21 protein-coding genes are annotated in these 20,388 nt (G+C 47.4%); 16 read left to right on the forward strand and 5 right to left on the reverse strand.

Going from position 1 to position 20,388, the window contains the following annotated elements; translation table 11 throughout:
• Positions 1 to 55: 55 nt before the first annotated feature.
• From GKG41_RS19085 to tadA, 3 genes are all read right to left on the reverse strand, one after another.
• Positions 56 to 1,768 carry a Na/Pi cotransporter family protein gene (locus GKG41_RS19085; RefSeq protein WP_154261442.1) on the reverse strand — a complete coding sequence of 571 codons (1,713 nt, stop codon included), beginning with the start codon at positions 1,766 to 1,768 and terminating at the stop codon, positions 56 to 58.
• 178 nt (positions 1,769 to 1,946) lie between these two features.
• Entirely contained in the window at positions 1,947 to 2,804 is an 858-nt protein-coding gene (locus tag GKG41_RS19090; RefSeq protein WP_154261443.1) for a homocysteine S-methyltransferase family protein, read from the reverse strand.
• On the reverse strand, positions 2,782 to 3,282 hold the full coding sequence (gene tadA, locus GKG41_RS19095; RefSeq protein WP_154261444.1) for a tRNA adenosine(34) deaminase TadA: 501 nt from the start codon (positions 3,280 to 3,282) through the stop codon (positions 2,782 to 2,784). The genes GKG41_RS19090 and tadA overlap by 23 nt, the downstream gene beginning before the upstream one ends.
• A gap of 517 nt (positions 3,283 to 3,799) precedes the next feature.
• Between tadA and GKG41_RS19100 the strand changes: the two genes are divergently transcribed.
• Positions 3,800 to 4,363, forward strand: a complete 564-nt coding sequence (locus GKG41_RS19100; protein WP_243141076.1) for a helix-turn-helix domain-containing protein — start codon at positions 3,800 to 3,802, stop codon at positions 4,361 to 4,363.
• A gap of 71 nt (positions 4,364 to 4,434) precedes the next feature.
• On the opposite strand, the gene GKG41_RS19105 is transcribed toward GKG41_RS19100, so the two are convergent.
• On the reverse strand, positions 4,435 to 4,749 hold the full coding sequence (locus GKG41_RS19105) for a type II toxin-antitoxin system RelE/ParE family toxin (protein ID WP_066644868.1): 315 nt from the start codon (positions 4,747 to 4,749) through the stop codon (positions 4,435 to 4,437).
• Positions 4,736 to 5,008, reverse strand: coding sequence for a type II toxin-antitoxin system Phd/YefM family antitoxin (locus GKG41_RS19110; protein WP_020072906.1), 273 nt, complete (start codon positions 5,006 to 5,008; stop codon positions 4,736 to 4,738). The genes GKG41_RS19105 and GKG41_RS19110 overlap by 14 nt, the downstream gene beginning before the upstream one ends.
• 422 nt (positions 5,009 to 5,430) lie before the next feature.
• Between GKG41_RS19110 and GKG41_RS19120 the strand changes: the two genes are divergently transcribed.
• From GKG41_RS19120 to GKG41_RS19190, 15 genes are all read left to right on the forward strand, one after another.
• Entirely contained in the window at positions 5,431 to 5,784 is a 354-nt protein-coding gene (locus GKG41_RS19120) for a helix-turn-helix transcriptional regulator (protein WP_154261446.1), read from the forward strand.
• Positions 5,777 to 6,529 (forward strand): ImmA/IrrE family metallo-endopeptidase, encoded by a 753-nt coding sequence (locus GKG41_RS19125; RefSeq protein WP_020072904.1) that lies wholly within the window; start codon positions 5,777 to 5,779, stop codon positions 6,527 to 6,529. The genes GKG41_RS19120 and GKG41_RS19125 overlap by 8 nt, the downstream gene beginning before the upstream one ends.
• On the forward strand, positions 6,522 to 7,058 hold the full coding sequence (locus GKG41_RS19130) for a hypothetical protein (protein WP_066644871.1): 537 nt from the start codon (positions 6,522 to 6,524) through the stop codon (positions 7,056 to 7,058). Before GKG41_RS19125 ends, GKG41_RS19130 begins: the two co-directional genes overlap by 8 nt.
• Before the next feature lie 153 nt (positions 7,059 to 7,211).
• A complete protein-coding gene (locus GKG41_RS19135) occupies positions 7,212 to 7,442 on the forward strand; it encodes a hypothetical protein (RefSeq protein WP_066644873.1) in 231 nt (76 codons plus the stop codon).
• A 13-nt stretch (positions 7,443 to 7,455) separates the two neighbouring features.
• On the forward strand, positions 7,456 to 8,181 hold the full coding sequence (locus tag GKG41_RS19140) for a DUF4314 domain-containing protein (RefSeq protein WP_020072902.1): 726 nt from the start codon (positions 7,456 to 7,458) through the stop codon (positions 8,179 to 8,181).
• A gap of 108 nt (positions 8,182 to 8,289) precedes the next feature.
• Positions 8,290 to 8,511, forward strand: coding sequence for a hypothetical protein (locus GKG41_RS19145; RefSeq protein WP_154261447.1), 222 nt, complete (start codon positions 8,290 to 8,292; stop codon positions 8,509 to 8,511).
• A gap of 133 nt (positions 8,512 to 8,644) precedes the next feature.
• Entirely contained in the window at positions 8,645 to 8,977 is a 333-nt protein-coding gene (locus tag GKG41_RS19150) for a hypothetical protein (RefSeq protein ID WP_020072900.1), read from the forward strand.
• 8 nt (positions 8,978 to 8,985) lie between these two features.
• A complete protein-coding gene (locus GKG41_RS19155) occupies positions 8,986 to 9,816 on the forward strand; it encodes a DNA adenine methylase (RefSeq protein ID WP_020072899.1) in 831 nt (276 codons plus the stop codon).
• 62 nt (positions 9,817 to 9,878) lie between these two features.
• Positions 9,879 to 10,451 carry a hypothetical protein gene (locus GKG41_RS19160; protein ID WP_154261448.1) on the forward strand — a complete coding sequence of 191 codons (573 nt, stop codon included), beginning with the start codon at positions 9,879 to 9,881 and terminating at the stop codon, positions 10,449 to 10,451.
• A gap of 41 nt (positions 10,452 to 10,492) precedes the next feature.
• Complete coding sequence (locus GKG41_RS19165; RefSeq protein WP_020072897.1) at positions 10,493 to 11,044, forward strand: YodL domain-containing protein; 552 nt, start codon at positions 10,493 to 10,495, stop codon at positions 11,042 to 11,044.
• Positions 11,045 to 11,100: 56 nt separating this feature from the next.
• A complete protein-coding gene (locus tag GKG41_RS19170; protein ID WP_154261449.1) occupies positions 11,101 to 11,364 on the forward strand; it encodes a DUF6133 family protein in 264 nt (87 codons plus the stop codon).
• A 33-nt stretch (positions 11,365 to 11,397) separates the two neighbouring features.
• The gene (locus GKG41_RS19175; RefSeq protein WP_020072895.1) at positions 11,398 to 11,757 is read left to right on the forward strand and encodes a SpoVG family protein; all 360 of its coding nucleotides are present in this window, start codon (positions 11,398 to 11,400) and stop codon (positions 11,755 to 11,757) included.
• Positions 11,758 to 11,767: 10 nt separating this feature from the next.
• A complete protein-coding gene (locus GKG41_RS19180) occupies positions 11,768 to 15,712 on the forward strand; it encodes an S-layer homology domain-containing protein (RefSeq protein WP_154261450.1) in 3,945 nt (1,314 codons plus the stop codon).
• Between the two features lie 231 nt (positions 15,713 to 15,943).
• A complete protein-coding gene (locus GKG41_RS19185) occupies positions 15,944 to 17,272 on the forward strand; it encodes a site-specific integrase (protein WP_173015657.1) in 1,329 nt (442 codons plus the stop codon).
• The gene (locus GKG41_RS19190; RefSeq protein ID WP_154261452.1) at positions 17,256 to 19,130 is read left to right on the forward strand and encodes a hypothetical protein; all 1,875 of its coding nucleotides are present in this window, start codon (positions 17,256 to 17,258) and stop codon (positions 19,128 to 19,130) included. The genes GKG41_RS19185 and GKG41_RS19190 overlap by 17 nt, the downstream gene beginning before the upstream one ends.
• The last annotated feature ends 1,258 nt before the right edge of the window (positions 19,131 to 20,388 follow it).

Consider the following 20,388-nt stretch of genomic DNA (forward strand, 5'->3'; position numbering starts at 1 on the left):
CCATTCTCCAGTTATTGCCGACTGCTGAGAATGGCTGTTCTTATATTGCTGGATTCTACTGTCCCACGGCCTCCTGTTCTTCCCGTTCCCCTTCCAGGCTGGGCTGTCCGATGTAAGCCTCGGCGATATTTACACAAAGGCTGCCCATCCGCTCCATACTATACAATATGGTTGTAAAGGCTCCCGTAAGCTCTGGACTGCATTTTCCTTTTTTCAGTCTCTGTACATGATTTTTTCTGAGTTTATTTTCCTGTATCTGCAGTTCGTCCCTTTGCTGAATCACCTTAAAGGCTGCCGCCCGGTTATCGTTCTGCACTGCATCCATGGCCGAGAGAAGCATTCCCTCTATTTTTTCCAGCATACTTTCCATTTCCTTCTCTGCCTCCTTAGAGAACGCATATTCTTTGCCCTCCCGGTTATCCTCCAGGCGCTCTCTGCGGACCTTGGCCACTTCCTGGCACCTTTGGCTAATTCTGTCCACATCGCAGGCTATATACATCAGGCTGGCCGCCCGCATGGACTGCACCTCTGTAAGTGTACCGCTGGCAAAAAGATTGGAGATAAATTTTTCTATCTGGCCATACAGATGCTCAACAACGTCCCTCCTCTGGCAGACATTTTCCCATACAGCGGCCGCTTTTTGATCCATTGCTTTTCTCGCCTCACTTATCATTTCCTGCACCATGTGTGCGCAGCGCACAATCTCCTCATTGGCAAGATGCAGCGCGAATACTGGCTGGCCTGCCATCTTATCGTCCAGAAACTGGGGCTGGCTTTCTGTGTCCACCACATCCTCTCCCGGCACAATCTTAGTGACAATCTTGACCATCAGCCAGATAAAGGGAATCCACAGAAGCGTATTTGCCACATTGAACGCTGTATGAGCATTTGCTATCTGTCTGGAAATCACATCAATCTCATTTCCCTTGGGAGAGATAAACTCTACAAACTTTGCAAACCATGGGATGATCCAGATAAAGAGGAAGCTTCCTGTAATATTAAATACACTGTGGGCCACTGCTGTCCGCTTTGCATTTTTAGACTGGCCTACAGAGGCCAGCAATGCAGTAATTGTTGTCCCGATGTTGTCTCCCAGAAGAATTGGAATAGCTCCTGTAAGTCCTATGACACTGGATATCCCGTCAGGTCCCGCCTGGCTGGCAAAGTTCTGCAGGACTGCAATTGTGGCACTGCTGCTCTGCACCACCAGGGTCATAACCGTGCCAAGCAGGACACCCAGAACCGGAATGTGAGAAACTTTTGCTATCATATCGGTAAATACAGGGCTGGCTGCCAAAGGCTTCATGACATCCCCCATGGTGGTAATTCCCAGAAATAAAATTCCAAAAGCAAATATGGTCTGCCCTATATTCTTAGCTTTTTCCTTCTTACAGAAAAAGAAAATTACAAATCCAATGAAAATAATAGGCCATATATAATCCGTAATCTTAAAAGCAATAATCTGTGCGGTCATGGTTGTTCCGATGTTTGCACCCAAAATGACAGAAATCGCCTGAGGCAGCTTCATTAAGCCTGCACTGACAAATCCAATCACCATTACTGTAGTGGCACTGCTGCTCTGCAGGACCGCAGTCGTCAGCGCTCCGGCCAGTACGCCTACAATAGGATTCTTTGTGAGAATCCCCAGTACATATTTCATTTTCTCCCCTGCAACCTTCTGCAGGCCTTCACTCATCATATTCATTCCATAGATGAATACAGCTAATCCTCCTAACAACCCAAACACTGTCCGCATCGTCTCATTCATATACTTTTTCTCCGTTAACTATCTTTTCTTATCTCTTGTTTACGGTCCAAGTATATTGGTTGTATGTTAAATCTATGTAAAACTTTAGGTAAAATTTAAGTAAATTCTTCCAAAAGGCTGCCATTTGATTTTACATAAGAAATTCGGGCGGCCGGATTATAACGCCAAAAGAGAGCCTTTAAAAGACTCTCTTTCTGACTTCTCTTATATATTCCGGTGATGTTCCGCAGCATCCACCGATGAGATCCGCCCCGGCTTTTACCAAACGCTCCATGTGTCCGGCAAATTCCTCAGCTCCCATCTGATATACCGCATTCCCCTCTTCATCTATCACAGGCATTCCGGCATTGGGTTTTACCAGAACCGGTATTTTAACATTTTTCTTGATCGTTGTTACCACTGCTTCCAGCTGATCTGGTCCCACAGAGCAGTTAATCCCTACCGCATCTGCCCCCATCTCTTCCAGGCTGACCGCTGCCTCAAGAATATGTCCGCCAAAAAAGAGGCTGCCGTCCGCTTCTACGGTCATAGAACACATAACCGGGAGATCGCAGATTTCATGGGCGGCATCCAGAATGGCCATGGTCTCCTGAATCCCTATCATAGTCTCCGCCACCAAAAGATCTACCCCTGCTGTACAAAGACTTCTGATCTGCTGCGCATATACCTCATACAATTCTTCATAGGGCATGTCCATCTTTCCGGTCGTTGTTATATCGCCTGCAACCAGACACCTTGTGCCAACTGCCCGGCGTGTTACTGCCACCAGCTCTCTGTTCAGTTCCTCTACTTTATCTTCCAGTCCATGCCCCTTAAGACTCACAGCATTGGCTGCAAAGGTAGGCGCATATACAATCTGTGAACCTGCATCTGCATATCCCCTCTGCAATTCTGTCAAAGGCTGAGGATTTTGGACTATCCACTCTTCTGTACATACTCCTCTGGGCATCCCCGCCTGGATCAGGTTAGAGCCAGTGGCCCCATCTAGAATCACAGGTCTGCAGGCTATTAAATCATTCCATTCCCTTTTTGTCATCCGTCACCTGTTCCTTTCTTTTCTTTGCTTCCCGAAGTTCCTTAAAAAATCCGCTGAGCATCCCGCTGCACTCCTCTTCCAGAATGCCTCTCTCAACTTCTACCTTATGGTTAAATCCGTCCATCTCCAGCAGATTCAGGACAGAACCGGCACATCCGGCCTTAGGATTCATACTTCCGATCACTACCTTGTTAATTCTGGCCTGGACAATCGCTCCTGCGCACATCTGGCAGGGTTCCAAAGTAACATACATGGTACATCCCTCCAGCCTCCAGTCCCCCAGCTTTCTGCTCGCCTTTCTTATAGCATTCAGCTCTGCATGGGACAGCGTATTCTTGTCCGTATTCCTTCTGTTATATCCTCTGGCAATAATCCGCCCCTCAGAAACAATCACGCATCCGATAGGAACTTCCCAGAGAGCATACGCCTTTTTTGCCTGGCGTATCGCCTCTTTCATAAACTTTTCCTGTTCTGTCATAAATCTTCCTTTATATTCACTAAAAATATATCATACATTTTAACACGTTATGATAACTTGGGCAAATAAAAAATACTGCTAAACAGTAAATAAGCCAACTGTTTAACAGCATTTTCAGCAGCGGAGACGGTGGGATTCGAACCCACGTGCCGGTTACCCGGCAACTTGATTTCGAGTTATTTGAAGGCAAGTTCTTATGAGTTTACGAGAGTAACTTTAGGAGAAGATAAAATCCCGCAGACCCGCATAAATAAAGGCTTTTCAGGCACAAACGCTGATATTTCCGCGCATGAACACACCGCCCTGATTTAGCGGTTTTCAGGGCAAAGTGTAGAAAAAGTGTAGAAAAACCGTAGAAAAACAACCGGCGAAATAACCTTAAGATACTTTAGTTTCCCGGCAATTTGAAAAATCAAAACCAAGCGTATCCTACCATTGACATTGATTTTTAACAGAACATCCTGCAGCAGACAGAGCATAATTCTCTGTCCTAAGGATCAATGTGATGGGAGGAACGATGATGGCAACCGACTACTCTTACCTTCTGGCTGAATATCCGGAGAAGATAAGTCAAGACCAGCTTTACAGAATTTGCCGCATAAGCAAACGAAAAGCCACATGGCTTTTGGAGAACGGATATATCCCCTGCGAGGATACCGACAAAAAGACCCGCAGGTTTAAAATCCAAATAACCGACGTTATTGCATACCTTACTCGCTTGGAAGAATCTCCTGAAACTCTGCTGACACCACCGGGGATATTTTCAAGCGGAATAAAATATAAACCGAAGCGCCAAACGGCGAAGGCAATCAACTCCGAGAAGTTTATGGCAATGCTTAAGAACAAGTGGCACACCTTTCCGGATGCCCTCACGGTAAATGATGTCACAAAGCTAACGGGATACTGCCAAACCACAGTATCTGAATGGATCAAGGCAGAAAAGATAACGGGGGTATGGTATTATACCAAGTATTTAGTGCCAAAGGACAGCTTGATAAACTATATGGCAACAGAAGCTTGCCGCATCCATCAGAAGTCCAAAAAGCATATAGAGCTGCTGGAGCAGTATCGAAATCCCTAAATGCTCGGCGCATCCATTTACATGAAAACAGGGTGACTACTTTGCATAGTGTCACCCTGTTCTTGTATCGATTATAAAAATCTGATCCAGTCGCGTCTGCCGTACAGAATTCTTTCAACGTCAACCACCTTGTTCTTCTCGTCTATGGAAAAAAACACAACGTAATTTTTTACAATTAGTTTCCTGTATCCCATTTGAGATAGACGATCGTCTGAAACAAGCGGACAGCGCTGCGGCATATCGGACAGACTTAGCATTGCCTCTTCAAAAAGCTCCATCATACGAGTTGCCGATATGGGAGCTGACAGCTGAGAAGCAATATACCGAACAATGTCCCTAAGATCGTTTTCGGCTGGTTCAGATACATCTACCCTATATTTCGCCATCGGCGATGCCTCGCTTAATATCCTTCATGACATCTTGAAACGGACGCTTTTTACCCGCTTTAACGGCCGATCGTCCTTCGTCAAGCAGGTGATACAGTTCAAGCTTGCCGCTGAGTGCCTCATAGGTTTCAATGCTCATAACCGCCAAATCTCCCTGCCCGTTTTTTGTGATAAAAACAGGTTCACGGCTTTCATGACAGAAGGTGGATATCTCATTATAGTTATTCCGCAGGTCAGTGCTGGACTTTATATTTGGCATAGCGTTTACCTCCTTACACAATTCTAAAGATATTATACACGAATTTCTTTAGAATATCAATTGAATTTCGCTGACTGCAACTGGCATCGAAAATAAGACACCGGATGCCGGTTAAAATCTTAATGAGATCGTTTCCTATGAAGGGACGAATATGACTCATATGTAACTCTCGTTTAATCATAAACAAAACACCTCTTTATCTCTTTCCATAACAATACAACATCAAAGATATATCTTATAAAAATTGAACACATTGAACTTGTTGTTTCAAACAAAATCCCATTAAATTCAGTATCAATGTATAGAAGCAGAATAATCAGAGAATAATAAATGCCTAAGCACTGTCATAAAATAAGTTTTAAATTTGATTGACAATATGACAAATGCGGCATATACTATAAATATAGAAGGGAGGCATTATCATGAATAACTCTCTGGAGATCATCGGAGCAAGGATAAAATCTCTGCGCGAAAGTAGCGGCCTTACACAAAGCAATGTGGCTAATTATCTTCATGTCGATCAAAGCCTTGTGTCTATGGTCGAGAAAGGCAAACGGGCACTGACGGCGGATATGCTGGATAAGCTTGCAGCCTTGTTTGGTACGCGGGTATCTGCACTCATGGAGCCGGAAATGAAGGTTAAACCGCTGTCCTTTGCGCTTCGTGCAAGCGAAATCGGAGAAGATGACTTGGACGCAATTAGCGCCATAAACAGGATTGCTTTAAATAGCCACTTTATGACTCAATTGCTTGAGGGTGAGCATGCCAATGGATAGAATAGAGTTATGGAAAAAAGCTCTCAGTTTACGGAAAGAGCTTGGAGAAGATGCGACTTCTCCGATCGATATATTGGCATTGGTTCATACAATCGATAAATTATCCATCGTATACTATCCGATGGGGAATCACATTAGCGGTATTTGTATTAAGGGAACCGGCAGCAATGTCATCGCCATTAATTCAGCCATGACCCTTGGAAGGCAGCGCTTTTCCATGGCTCATGAACTATATCACCTGTATTTTGATGATGACGAACTCACTGCGGTGTGTGCAAAAACAATCGGCGAGGGAAATGAAAAGGAAAAGCAAGCAGATCAGTTTGCATCGTATTTGCTTATGCCCCCGGATGCCCTTTCGGATAAAATTGACCAGCTGAAAAAGTCGAGCTCCGCCAAGCTTTCCATTCATGATGTTGTGCGTTTGGAGCAATACTTTCGTATTAGCCGCAAAGCTATCCTTTACCGGCTGCTCAGCGAAAATGAATTAACCCGTGAAGAAGCTGATTCAATGCGCCAAAACGTAATTTTATCTGCTCTTAATCTTGGCTACGATGATACACTCTATAGACCGACACCCGAAGATAAGCGATACAGGACATACGGCTACTATATTCAGCAGGCGGAAAAAGCTTTGGAACAAGGGCTAATATCCAGCGGCAAATATGATGAATTGCTGCTATCTGCTTTCCGTTCCGACCTCGTCTATGGGGAGGAAATCGAAGGGGGCGAATTGCTTGACTGATTCGCTCTTTTTTGATAGCGACTGTATCTCGGCTTTTTTGTGGGTTGGGAATGAAAATTTATTGGTTAAGTTATATCCCGGTAGGATCGTTATTCCTAAAACTGTTTATGACGAACTGTCCTATCCCGGGATTGCGCACCTAAAGGCAAGAGTAGATGCACTCCTTTCGGTGGGACAAGCACAGGTAATGTCCATTGATGTGGCTACGGAAGCCTATGATATATATTATCAGCTTACCGAAAAACCAAAAGCCGGGCATATGGTTATCGGCAAAGGAGAAGCCGCATCCATCGCATTAGCAAAACAGTATGACGGCATTGTAGCAAGTAATAATCTGAAGGATATTTCTTTATATATCGCTCAAATGGATCTTAAGCATCTATCAACTGGCGATATATTACTTGCGGCACTGGAAAGAGGATACATCACCGAAGCACAGGGAAATACTATTTGGACTAAAATGCTATCTAAACGAAGAAAACTGGGGGCGGCAAACTTTACTGCTTACATACAGGCAAAGCAAAAATAAAAACGCCTATCGCTCATTTCATAATTTATAACGCAAAATTAGAACTAAAGACTCCAATATTGCAAATTGGAGCCTTATTTATTGGCCGGGGAATCGAAGTGCAGAAATGCACTTCGATTCCCCGGCTTTTCTTTTTTGGAAGGGAGGAAAAATATGTTGGTACGCTATAAGAAAAACAAGAAACCTGCCTGTTATGATTCTGATGTCCTTGTAACAACAGGTCCGATACCGGCAGCTGAACAGCCTAAGGGACCATTTAAAAGCTGCGGAAACTGCCCCTACCCCTCTCATGGTTTTATCTGCTACAGTTCCGAGGGAGATTGCCTTAGAACCGATATGCAGAAAATAAACAAAAAACCCAATGCAAAACAAAAGCCCATATGAAGGAGGAACAAATATGAGATATGACAGTGAATTTCTGAGATTGCTCAAGGAGAAGTATCCGCCCGGTACACGAATCCGTCTCACAAAAATGAACGATCCCTATGCCCCCGTACCACCCGGTACAGAAGGTACGGTGGATTTTATTGACGATGCGTGCGGAATTCACATGCAATGGGACAACGGGCGCTCCCTTGCCCTCATTCCTGGGGAGGACTCGTTCTCAAAAATATCTCCTCCGCTCCAGACTCTCAAGCTATATATGCCGCTTACCGTTAAGAAATACGAGCGCAACGAATGGGGCGATTGGGAGGATTATCCCTCGGAGCTGGATCAAGATACTATCCTCTCCTATCACGATTCTATCCTTGCAGCCATTGTGAAAGAGCGAAGGCCGGAAGAAACGGAACGAGGACTCATGAAATACTATCCTAAAAATGACAGCGTCAATCAGAAGGTTCATTCCTTCTTTTTCACAGTGGAACAGATTGGCGCCAAGCTGATGGGTGTGGCCGAATGCCGCATACAAGGGAGCTTGAGTGAGGCAGAGCTTGAGCAGCTTAAGGATTATGTTTCCGGTCAGGCATCGGACGGCTTTGGTGAAGGCTTTGAGCAGCATCCCTTAAAAACAGGCAATGGCGAAATCTATGTCAGCCTATGGAGCAGTGATAAAGACTGGAGCATCATGACGCCGGATGAGTTGGCGCAAAGCCAGCAGATGGGAGGAATGCAGCTTGGATAATATCTTGACCGTTCTGACCGGAGATGAATAGCAGAATTTCTTTTGGTATTTGGTATAGCTTTCCTATGAAAAGTGTGGCATTGTGTTGTAATTGAAGGAGGTGGACAGTTGGCAGAATCCAACCCTGCTGTCAGGGAGGCTGTCAAACAGCAGCGGGATGCATCGGTGCTGGTAAAGGATCATCCGAAATACGATAACGAATTGGAACAGATAGTGGACTCATATTTTGAAGCTATGCAGCTTTTGCTCGGTGAATACAGCCGACATCTGTACATCCAAGGCGCTAAAGACTGTGTGGCGGTTTTGAGAGAGCTTGGCGTAATCAAGTAGCGCAGGCAATGATGCCTGTGCTTTTTTAGATTCAAAATCAAAACAGGGCCGTTTCCCCAAACAGGAGGCGGCCCTGTTTTTTATCATTTGTCCTGCCTTTCTTTCCGGGGAAGCGGTCGGAAAGGAGGTAAACATGTTGAAAAAACAGCTTGCGGAATATCTGCACCGCTATCATCACGGTGCGGAAAATGCCGTCACCAGCAAAGAACTGGAACACACCTTTTGTGTTTCCGGTAAGGAACTGCGCGACATTGTCAACAGCCTGCGTCGCGAAGGCATCCCTATCGCCAGCGATCAAAGCGGATATTTTTACGCAAGAACCGAAGCGGAAGTCCGGCTGACCATCCGTCATATGAGAAGCCGCGTCAGCGGAATCAGAGCTGCCATCGGAGGGCTCAGGCATTCCCTCACGGCATTTGACGATACGCAGATACGCCTGCCGCTGGAGGGAGGTGATGATTTCTGAACAGCTTTATGTCATGGATCGGCGGCAAGAAATCCCTGCGTGAGCTGATCGTCACACTGTTTCCCCTCTACTACGAAAGATACATTGAAGTGTTCGGCGGAGGCGGCTGGATACTGTTTCACAAGCCGCCCGGTAACGACTTTGAGGTGTATAACGATTTCAACGGACTGCTGGTCAACCTGTACCGCTGTGTGCGGGAAAAGCCGGAGGAACTTATAGACGCACTGCGTTATGTCCTCAATGCCCGCGCAGACTTTGACCTTGTTAAAAATACCCTCGCCCGTGACAGTCCTGCTTCCGATGTACAGAAGGCAGCCTGGTTTTACCAGCTTATCCGCTACAGCTACGCATCGGGACTTACCAGCTATGGCAGTCAGCCCCATGATATGTGGTCCAATTTTCCACTGATTGAACAGGCTCACAGACGGCTTGCCAAAGTGGTGATCGAAAACAAGGATTTCGAGAAGTTGATTGGGCAATACGACCGCCCCGTCAGCTTTTTCTACTGTGACCCGCCGTACTTTGAAACCGAGGGCTACTACAAAAACGTGGGTGAGGACGGCTTTACAGAAAAAGATCACATCCGCCTGCGGGATGCTCTGCTGCGAATTGAGGGCAAATTCCTGCTGTCCTACAATGACTGCGATTTTATCCGCAATTTGTATGATGCGCCGGGTATCCAAATTGATTCCTATACCCGCATCAATAACATCAAGCAGCGGTATGACAATGGGGCGCAGTTCCCCGAAATCCTCATTGCCAATTACGATATGGGGGAACGGACGAGGGAGGCCCCGGCGCAACTCAATTTATTTGACAACGGCGGGATTGAGCTCTGACCGAAAAACCAAAAAGGAACACCGTCCCTATCGGGGCAAATATTTAAAGGAGGACAGACCCCATGAAAAACAATCAGAAGAAAAATGAGCAGACCCTGCAAATCCCCATAGATATTCAGCAGCGTTGCAGCTTTGCCGATGCGGAAACCCTTGTGGTGACAGCCGCCGAATGCGTATGCGTCATCCACAAGGGTGAAATGACGGCGCTGGAGCTTATTCGCGTTATTGCCGCACTCAGCGAGCTGGCAAGCGATATGACGGTTCACCTTGCCGGAGCTTGCGGTCTCTGCAACAACTGCGAGGATGAAAATCCGGAAGCAAGTGAAAAAGGCGGCTGCAATCACAACCCCGCTGAATGGGTAGCAGACTGCTCCCTTTGCCGTGATCTGCTGGACGAAAACCAGGACATCCGCATTCCAGACTATCTGCTGGAGGAAGCGGGTATCCCCAAGGGTACCCGGTTAGAAGGCTATACCGATGAGGACAGCGGCGAATTTACAGTCGTAAAGGCAGATATCCAGCAAGATATTCGCGATGTACCGGCCTGCATTCTTTCGGTGCTGGCGCAAAACGGTATCTGCCTTGCAGCATTGGATGAATTGATCATGCAGGAAAGCATCATCTATGGCAAATAACCTGCCCTCATTCTTTAAGACATTATCTGGGAGGTGGGAAGATGTTAGGGATTACCCTGAAAAACGGCCTCATTTCCTACTATGGAAACCCGGCCGGTTATACTGATAAAGAAAAAGCCATTGTGGACAGCATTTTTCAAAATGATGAGCTGACCATCTGGCTCCAAAGCCGCTCCTTAACGCCGAAGTGGACAGATGGCGTGATGGAGCGGCTTCTTGCTGGCGAACGTGCGGATGGCATGGAAGGCGTACTGCTGAAAAATGTTCGCATCTGGCAGTTAAAGCCGGACGTGGACGTGCACATGAAATTTATACCCTATGAAGAAATGGTGCGGCGATTTGGAGAGCCATCTCTCGAAAATTACAACATCGTCTATGACGGTCAGCTCGACACCAACGACCTCGAAGCCATCTACACAAGGTGCAATGCAAATCACCCGGCAGGCTTTTCGGGACACTCTCTTTCCATGTCTGATGTGGTGGAGCTGTATGACGCCCAAGGCAGCGAATATCACTACTGCGACCGTTTTGGATTCCAGAAAATCAGCTTCGGGGGCTCAGAGCAGACCCAAGCTATGGAAATGAGTATGTAGGCAGCCTGGGGCTGCCTTTTCTCGACCAAAGAAACAATAGAACGGAGGAAAACTACATGGTTCAGGTTATCAAAAAAATGAAAAGTACAGCTTCACACAAGATTACAGCGGCAAAGGATGCCGCAGCCAATCTCGCTTTCCGTGGCAGGAACCTTCTCTCAGGTAATGCCGGAGAAGGTTATATTGACACAGCCATCAAAATCTTGCTGGCGGTTGTCATTGGCGCCCTGCTCCTTGCGGGGCTCTATGCCCTGTTCGGGGAAACGGTGCTCCCGACCCTGACCCAGCGCATTAAGGAAATGTTCAACTACGCCGGTTAGAAATACCGGAAATTTTGAGAAGGAGGAATAAACATGCCTAAGAATACAACATCGCCCGTTCCAAAGTACGATGTGAAAATTCATTCCATCCGTCCGGCTGGAAGCTGCAAGGCCACCGCCTCGGTCAATATTTACGGTGTTTTCGCCGTTCGGGGCATCAAGATTATGGAGGGCTCCAAGGGGCTGTTCATTTCCATGCCCAGCTACAAGGCCGGAAACGGCGAGTACAAGGATATCTGCTTTCCTTGTACCAAGGAGTCCAAAGCGGAATTTGACAAGGCGGTTATCGGGGCTTACCAGCAGACGCTCACTCAAGGACAGGCCGCCGCACAGAAACAGGAATCTTCCGAACTCCAGCAGGAGCAAAGTCAGCCTGTCATGGGCGGGATGTAGGAGGTAGCCAATGAACGAGAAAATGAAAAAGCCTCTCGGCATTCTTCTTGTGGTTTGCTTGGTGGTTTCCCTGCTTGCGGGCAGCGCCTATGCGGTAAACCGATATTTTGAGGATGCCAAAGGCCATTGGGCGGAGGAAGCTATTCAAATTCTTACAGATAAAGGCGTCATCAGCGGTTATCCCGATGGCTTGGTACACCCTGATGCCATCATCACCAGAGGCGAGTTTGCAGCCTTGATCGCAAGAACCATGGAATTGCCGGAACCGAATGAAAGCCAAATTACCATTCATTTTACCGATATTGCCGGCCACTGGTCAGAGAAGCATGTGGAAGCACTCATTATTGCGGGAATCATCCAAAAGGATGATTTCGGCACAAAGTTTCTGCCAGACGAGCCCATCACCCGCATAGAGATGATCCGTATGCTGGTGAGAGCCATCGGCAAAGGCGACCATGACGCATCCTGCTCCTGCGCAACCGGCTTTTCAGATGACAGCGAACTTGGTGACGCAGACAAAGCCTGCATCTGCGCCGGTAAAAAATATGGTATTGTAGACGGCTATCCGGACGGAACGGTTAAACCGAACAGCAATGCCACCCGCGGAGAAGCCTTTGAAATGCTGGTGGACGCTGATAAGGCAAAGGAGCAGATCAATAAAGAGGAAACAGCGAAGCCGCCAGCAAACACCAAACCGAAGGATAAGTACTCAAACTCCGACAGTAGCGGCGGATCTTCCTATGTTCCTGCCCCGCAGTTCAGCTTTACGCTGCCCAAAACCGCTTATACTGCCGAGGAAATTGAGATCAAGCCGGAAAGCCGCTATGTAAGCGGCGTGACATGGTCGGCTCTTAAAAACGGGCTCCCTGCAGAGCTTTCCGAGCTGGCAGAGGGTACGTTGGACGCAAACGGCGGCAAAGTCAAATTTACGAAAGCAGGCAGCATTACCCTGATTGCCACAGCAAAAAACAGCCGGGGCATTACGGTAACCCATGAGCAGACAATCAGCATCTATCCGGTGGTAAAGGCTGCTTTTTCATTGCCTGAAACCGCCCACACCGACACGGCCGTTTCGGTGGAACTTGCTACTGAAAACCTCGGCGCTAATTCGGTAGTGTGGTCCCTTCAAAAAGATGGAGCTGCCGCGGATCTGGAAAAAGCTCTCTCTGGTGAGTTAAACTCTGCTGGCGGTACGGTTTTGTTTAAGGAAAAAGGCAGATATACGCTGACCGCCTCCATTACAGACGAGCTGGGCAAAACCGTTACTGCACAAAGCAACATCGCCATCTACCCTGTGGCGGAGGTAAAGCTTACCCTGCCGGCGGTTTCCCATACGGATAAAACCATCACTCTACAGACAGAAACAAAAGAAACGGATGGTCTCGCTTTAACCTATACCCTGACCAGAAACGGTGAACCTGCCGACATCGGCACATTTATCGAAGGCAATCCATCCGATGGCAGCATCCGCTTTAAGGAAAAAGGCGTGTATGTGCTGACCGCTTCTGTCACAGACGCTACAGGCAGAGTGTTTGCCGATACAGCGGATATCACCGTCTATCCGGTGGGATCAGCGGGATTTTATCTGCCTGAAATCTTCCATACCGATAAAACCGTTACGGTGGAAGCGGTGTTCGGGGAGATCGGAAGCCATACCGCCAAGTGGTCGCTGCTGCATGACAGCAAGGAGGTATCCCTCACCGACGCGGCGGAGGGCACGCTGGGCAACAGTGGCGGCAAGCTGAAGTTTCACTCCAAGGGCAGCTATGTCCTGAAAGCGGAATTCACCGATGATGGCGGCAGAACCTACCGCTATGAACAGAGATTCAAGGTTTATCCTGTGCCGGCCGTAAGCTACAGCCTGTCAAAGTACGCTCATACCGATACCGATGTCGTAGTCAAAACTGAAACCGCCAATCTGGACGGCCTTACCATCGAATGGCTGGTGGACAATACCTTCGGTTTTCAGGACTGGTCGACCTATGTCAGCGGTAAGCTCACAAACAACGGCGGCACAATCCGATTTAAAAGAGCCGGTATCTATGAGCTGGTGGCGAGAGTTACCGATGAAACAGGACGGGTATTTTTGTATGAAAGCAAGGACAGGTGCGAGGTGCTTCCCGTTCTGACCATTGACTTTGAGCTTCCCGCCTTTGCCTACACCGATACCGACCTTGACATCAGAACCCACGGCAACAACAATGTTCTGCCGGTAGAGTGGTCCGTCAGCAAGGACGGCAAAAATATTCCGCTCTCAGAGGCATTCAGCGGAAGTCTCACCCCGCAGGGAGGAAAAATTACTTTCCGAAGCGATGGCGAATATGTTCTAACCGCCATGATGACCGATTATCTGAAACGCAGTTACTCCCACAGCGAAAGTATACGCATCCTGCCGGTGGTGCAGTATACATTCACCATGCCGCAGACCGTTCACTACGGTGCGGAGTTTGATGTTGTCGCAAAAGATGTTCAGCATATCGGCAGCTATACCGTAGTTTGGACGCTGCAAAAGGACGGCAATGCGGCACAGTATCAGGGAACGCTGGACAATGACGGCGGCAGGATCGCCATCCGTGACACCGGCGACTTTATCCTGACCGCTTCTGTCATAGACAGCAAAGGGCGTGTAACCACTCATTCGGAGAGCATCGCGGTAACCAATACTGCGCCGAATGCCCCTGTGGTAACGGCAATTCCCTCTCGTACCGCCAAGGACGGCAAGTTCCTTGTAGACATTACCGCCAGTGCCGACGATCCCGATGGCGATTCGGTGACATTGGAGTACGAGGGTACTGCGGCTGACAGCTACTATGCGCCGGGTACCCATACCATCCGTGTCAGAGCCAAAGATATCGCCGGAGCTTATTCCCCGTGGACGGAAAAAACCTTCACCGTGACCAATTCCGCTCCCACTGTTACCCTGACAGTTGAACCAACCCGCACGGTCAAGGACGGCAAATTCCTTGTCAATATCAGCGCTGCAGCCTCTGATGCGGATGGCGACCCAACCACGCTGGAATGGGAAAACAAGGCGGCGGACAATTATTACGCCGCAGGTACTCACACCGTGCGTGTCCGTGCAAAAGACATTGTCGGAGCTTATTCCCCCTGGGCAGAAAAGACATTTACCATCACCAGCTCTGCACCTGTTGTCACACTGACCGCAGCTCCCACCCGAACAGCGAATAACGGCAAGTTCCTTGTCGATATCAGCGCCACAGCGTCCGATGCAGACGGCGATGCAACCACGCTGGAATGGGAAAATAAGGCGGCTGACAACTACTATGCCGTTGGTACTCACACCATCCGTGTCCGTGCCAAGGATGCAACCGGGCTATATTCGCAATGGGTATCCAAAACCTTTACCATCGCAAACTCTGCGCCGACTGCGCCGGTCATTACCAGAACGCCAAGCGGCAATAGCGTACCGCCGGGAACGCCAGTCACCATCAAAGCGACCAGCTCCGACCCCGACGGCGATCCTGTCACTCTCGTTTGGGAGGGCCGAAACGCAGAAACACAAACCTACCCGCTGGGAAGAAATGTGATTCGTGTCAAGGCGGTGGATTCTGCGGGTGCTGAATCTTCCTGGTCTGCCATCGTGTTCTTTGTGGCGGACTCCAACGGCAGCGGCGGTATGACGCTCACCGGACCCGATTCGGTTATTCTCGAAAACGGACTTGAAGGCGCAACCATCACGGAGTATACCTTTACCGTACCTCCGGTCAGCGGTCACAGTGGCTCTGACTTTGGCAGAGTGCGCGGTTACAACAAGCTGACCAGCCAGTGGGATCAGCTTGACTATGGTACCACCTCAAATGGCATTACTTTCAAGAGGACGCTGGGCGCAGGCGTATACAGCAAGCTCGAATTTTATTACTACACCAACCATAATTGTATGTATAACAAGTCCAACATCACCTACTCGGTGACCTTCTACTGGAACACAGATTAAGAAAACTGTAGTTTTGTCGAAAAAATCTACAAAACACCGTGTACCTTAACAATCAAAATATGCGTAGTTTTGTAGATTTTCAAATCCTATAGCGTTGTAAAAGGATTCCTTCTGTCAGGCTATGCTCTGACAGAAGGAACTCCATTTGACCGTTTTTCAGTTGACATACGAGCCTGTATAATTTTGTCTGGAAAGTTGTCTTTCCAAATACAGAATATGGAGGAAACCGTTATGTCAATTTACAAACTTGAAGCTGCGAACAGTCGCAGATCGCGCGAATGGAGGACATTGTATCGCTATGCTGTCTACGAACACCGATTGCCGTTGGATGATGGCAAGGCATATTCCAGATGCTTTGTTGTAATTAAAAACCAGTATGATGTGATCGTCCGTTTTACTTCACTGCACAATTATATCGATGCCTATACACAAGGTGTGTGCATACCTATAACCAGTGATGGCAGAAAGAAGCTGCACCATATTTGTTCAATGTTGAATTACATCCTGATTGAGCAGTACGAAACTTTCGGGGTGGAGCATATATTCAGCATAAAAAAGGAGATGCTGGAAGCCTTTTTCCAGGACTATGCATTAGGAAAACAGGCAAATGGGACCTATAGAGATAAACAAACGGTTAACCGGTGCGTGGCCGTCGTGACAGGCTTTTTCAGAAAGTTAAGCCTGAAATATGGTGGATACATGGAGCTTTCAGCAAGCGATCTTTACTCTGAAAAAACCTCATTATCAAAACGCGGGAGAATTCAAAGAAAGTATATTCCGAACTTTCGAGTTCGGGGAGCCTTCCCAGAGAAGACCATATTTCGAGATATACCGACGAAGGTGCTTCAAGTCATCATAAGCAATGCCTTTCGATATACGCCCGAGATTGCTTTTGCAATCTGCCTGCAAGCCTTTGCGGGGCTCCGCCCTGGGGAAGTGTGCAATGTACGTCAGGAATGCAGTCCTTTGGGAAGCGGCCTTTCCATTACAACAGTAAACGGCGTTGTTAAAAAGGTTGAGATTGACCTAAGCACAGAATACATGCTGAGGAGCGATGGCATTCGATGCGGAGGAATTAAGAAAAAACGGCGCCAGCGGGTGTACCCCGCGTTCCTGACAGCCTTCTGTCAGGTATATGAATTCCATAAAAGACGCTTGCAGAACGATTATGAAACAGATTATTGCCCGATGTTTGTTGACAGCAATGGTAAGGCCATGACCTACTCCAGCTATCAGAATAGATTTCGCTGTTTAATTACGGAACATGTCAGAACGGCTTTGCTCAACCATAGCGATCCAGAGTGCCGTCTATACGGGCAACTGCTATACGAAAATCCCCTTGGCCCTCACGCTTTACGGCATTGGTTCTCAGTGCAGTTAGTCCTGATGGGCGAAGATATCGCCGGGTTGCAATACTGGCGCGGTGATTCTTCTCCTGACAGCGCATTGGTTTATCTGCAAAACAAGGGGGATCTTGTAAAAGAACTCTCGGCAGCGAACGAATTATTTGCAAACTTTCTGATGAACGAAGGGGGTTTGCACTATGGCAAAAACAATTGAGGCTGTCGGTTTCTTTGACTGGATTAAAGAAATATCCGCAGAAAACAAACACTTTTCATTACAGAAGTGGAAATGCAAAAAAGAACTTTTCATGTTTTTGAAGGAAAATGCGTTCTTCGGAGTATCCGTTTTGGAGCATGCAAAGCTTGATGAGACATTATCCGTTTCCAGAACTGATCTCCAAAAGATTGAACCCGGCCTTGATCTGTGGATTCGCTCTTATGGCACAGGGAACGACGAAAAACTTATTTTGCTGACTGATCGGCTGCGCTCTTTGGTTCCCAAAACAGGAAATCTGTTTGCGGACTACATTGAGCATAATTGCTCCGATAGCAGAGCCGCGTGGATACTCGCAGACTATCTGTGTTTTACCCTTAAAACGGAGCTTGTTGAAATGGATGAAACGGAATTGGACTCTTTGGCCGCGGAGATGGATAAAGAGCTTCCTTTAAATGCCGCGAGGCTATTTTCAACATTTCTGGTGTATGTGCGGGAAAACCGGCATTTATCAAATGGCTGGACGTTCCATTTCAAATCTCGGCGAGAGCCTCAGCCACAAGAAGCTTACTCTGCATTGGACTTTATACGAATGGCTTACATTGTTTTTAACGATGAAGCCTGGGAAAAGGAACAATTGCTGAAAAAGGCCCTGCAATCAAAGAGTGCTGCGGATTTATGGCTGTTTATTTCACTCCATTTCATCTGTGGCTGGCGCAGGACAGACCTTATTCGATTACCGATGCCCAAGATACCTGCTTCCGGGGACAAGCTGCGCAATGAGATTGTCATGGGAAGTTTTAATGCAGAAAACATTTTGAACGAGTTTGAGCTAAGACTCCATTATTCACCTCGCAGGCCCCATAAAACTGAAGCTCATGAAGGGGTTTCTGAGCTGAAGCTTTTTGTTCCTGAAAGTCTTCGGAAGCCAATGGGAATTATTCTAGCCGTAGCTGCCTCGCACCATGAAGATATTGAGCCGGGCAGGTGTTTCCTTAAAGCCACCGGACAGAGGAAACAGCTTCAATCATTTTTCGGTAAAGACTTTGTAGCCGCCTGTGGCAACCGGGATTTCAGCACCCGCCGGGCTAACAAAGCCTACCTGCAGGGTTTGGAGGCGGTGGCGGAAGATTCGTCCGCCAAGCCAAAAGGATATATGCTTGCAGCACTCGCACGAAGTCATAAGGGGCATCTGGGCAGCCTGCCCACAACAACGGATATCTATTTACGGGATGCGAACTTCTCCGGCTATCGTCCCGAGTTTATCGCAAGGGAAATGTTTGAGCGGGGCGTTTTCAGTTTCATACCGGCACTGATGCTGGAGATGTACGCACAGCAGGATTACCGAAAGCTTTCCCCTTCCGCTCAGACAGAGCTGATTTCAGAAATCGGAATCGCTGCTTACGGCTTGGAAAATATGACAAAGGCAGTGGAAACAAGCCTTGTCAAGGCACGCAGCGCCATTGCTGAAATTATGAAGCGCCCGGAATCCATCCGCGGTACAGTGGCTGATATTCTTCAAAGCATTGCTGTGGGAAATGCTCCGGGGAAACAGGAAGGGTGCTTATGCTTGATGATGGCCGCAGGCTATGCCTGCGCAGATGTTGAAAGGAATTGCTGCATAGGCTGTGGTTGTGAAATTTATACAAGGACGATTCTCTACCAACTGACGAAGGAATACGCGAGGTTATTGGAACTGAAAAAAGCTGCGGATAGCACAGAGGCAGAGCGTTGCACCAAGATTTTGAAAGAGGCGGTGATGCCCGCCATTGCAGAAATGCTTACCTCGATCAAAAAGCTCTACCCCGAATCAGATCTGCCCGCCATGCTCAAATTTACGGGATTGGTGGTGAAAATATGATAACAGCCAGAGCTGACAGCAATAACGGCAACTATGACAGACATTTTGTAGTAACCTGCATTGACGAGGAAACTACGAATCAGGCGAAAGAGATTTTTGATGACTACAAAAACAAAGGTGTCATTCTGAACGAAAGCTATGACAACGATGTCTGGCTGCTGACCAATCAGGTAACCCGCACAAGTCTATTTTTTAAAATTGACCAGCTTATGTATTTACGAACGGCTCAGAGGTGGCTTGGCTGCTCCTCCCTCAGTTTTGTGAATTGCGTAAAGATATATGCCCTTTTACAAATCGGGAGTCTGAGCCTCGGAAGTTTGCAATGCCTAGTAAAAAGCTTGACGGGATTAGCTGAAATCTCCGCATATGAGCAGATTCCAGTAAATGTTCATACCTTGGAATTTTTGAAAATGCTGCCGAACAGCACTGAAATGCGGGAGCTTGTGATTGAAAACATGGAGGAACAGACTCTTTTCAGTCAGCATATGAAGGGACTCAAGCTCCAGCGTGTCTTAGCAAGCTTTGAAAACTATTTTAAATTTAATGATTGTTTAGAACAATTCTGGACGAATGCGGAAGAAAAAGAAAGGCTTTTTTACTTTCCACTGTTCCTGTGGTGGAAGCTTACCATAATTTTACCACTGCGGCCAACGGAGTTTCTCCTGATCCCCCGCAACTGCTTGAGCAGAGAAAATGGTGATAGCATTTTAACAGTGCGGCGCACACGGCTCAAAGGCGGTAACAAGCACATCCGCTACAACATTGCTGACGATTACCGACTTATGAAGTATTGCATACCAGAAATACTTGCCGCTGAAATTCAAGCCTACATTGAGACTACTTCACAAATGTCCGTTTCGGAGATTGATACGTTATTTGTTCCGGGAGATCGAGGGAAAAAGGCAACCCCCAAATTATATTCGTACTTGTCTCTTAGGGCCTGCCTGAAAAAATTCCAAAAGGAAAAAATGGGAGTTGATTTGAGCGGTGATGAGTGTATCCATTTAGGGGATACGAGACATCTGGCGATGATCAGCCTGATTATATCCGGAGGTTCGCCCACAATCTGCAAAGAATTGGCTGGGCATGAGGATATCAATATCAGCTCACATTATTATGCGAATATTTCCCGTTTTATTGAGTGTGCTACATATGAGTTTTCTCGAAAGCAGAGGGCCCATCATGTTGAGATGCGAGAACATAGGTTAATGAAGTCGGCTAATACCGTGGCGGTGACCGGCGGGAGATGTGATTCGGA

Origin of the sequence: Lactonifactor sp. BIOML-A5, from assembly GCF_009677585.1 — a bacterium.
Lineage (GTDB): Bacteria > Bacillota > Clostridia > Lachnospirales > Lachnospiraceae > Lactonifactor.

Coding starts and splice junctions, on each gene's coding strand:
- GKG41_RS19085 (WP_154261442.1), bottom strand. CDS start 1,768: ATGAATGAGACGATGCGGACAGTGTTTGGGTTGTTAGGAGGATTAGCT.
- GKG41_RS19090 (WP_154261443.1), bottom strand. CDS start 2,804: ATGACAAAAAGGGAATGGAATGATTTAATAGCCTGCAGACCTGTGATT.
- tadA (WP_154261444.1), bottom strand. CDS start 3,282: ATGACAGAACAGGAAAAGTTTATGAAAGAGGCGATACGCCAGGCAAAA.
- GKG41_RS19100 (WP_243141076.1), top strand. CDS start 3,800: ATGATGGCAACCGACTACTCTTACCTTCTGGCTGAATATCCGGAGAAG.
- GKG41_RS19105 (WP_066644868.1), bottom strand. CDS start 4,749: ATGGCGAAATATAGGGTAGATGTATCTGAACCAGCCGAAAACGATCTT.
- GKG41_RS19110 (WP_020072906.1), bottom strand. CDS start 5,008: ATGCCAAATATAAAGTCCAGCACTGACCTGCGGAATAACTATAATGAG.
- GKG41_RS19120 (WP_154261446.1), top strand. CDS start 5,431: ATGAATAACTCTCTGGAGATCATCGGAGCAAGGATAAAATCTCTGCGC.
- GKG41_RS19125 (WP_020072904.1), top strand. CDS start 5,777: ATGGATAGAATAGAGTTATGGAAAAAAGCTCTCAGTTTACGGAAAGAG.
- GKG41_RS19135 (WP_066644873.1), top strand. CDS start 7,212: ATGTTGGTACGCTATAAGAAAAACAAGAAACCTGCCTGTTATGATTCT.
- GKG41_RS19140 (WP_020072902.1), top strand. CDS start 7,456: ATGAGATATGACAGTGAATTTCTGAGATTGCTCAAGGAGAAGTATCCG.
- GKG41_RS19150 (WP_020072900.1), top strand. CDS start 8,645: ATGTTGAAAAAACAGCTTGCGGAATATCTGCACCGCTATCATCACGGT.
- GKG41_RS19155 (WP_020072899.1), top strand. CDS start 8,986: ATGTCATGGATCGGCGGCAAGAAATCCCTGCGTGAGCTGATCGTCACA.
- GKG41_RS19160 (WP_154261448.1), top strand. CDS start 9,879: ATGAAAAACAATCAGAAGAAAAATGAGCAGACCCTGCAAATCCCCATA.
- GKG41_RS19165 (WP_020072897.1), top strand. CDS start 10,493: ATGTTAGGGATTACCCTGAAAAACGGCCTCATTTCCTACTATGGAAAC.
- GKG41_RS19170 (WP_154261449.1), top strand. CDS start 11,101: ATGGTTCAGGTTATCAAAAAAATGAAAAGTACAGCTTCACACAAGATT.
- GKG41_RS19175 (WP_020072895.1), top strand. CDS start 11,398: ATGCCTAAGAATACAACATCGCCCGTTCCAAAGTACGATGTGAAAATT.
- GKG41_RS19180 (WP_154261450.1), top strand. CDS start 11,768: ATGAACGAGAAAATGAAAAAGCCTCTCGGCATTCTTCTTGTGGTTTGC.
- GKG41_RS19185 (WP_173015657.1), top strand. CDS start 15,944: ATGTCAATTTACAAACTTGAAGCTGCGAACAGTCGCAGATCGCGCGAA.
- GKG41_RS19190 (WP_154261452.1), top strand. CDS start 17,256: ATGGCAAAAACAATTGAGGCTGTCGGTTTCTTTGACTGGATTAAAGAA.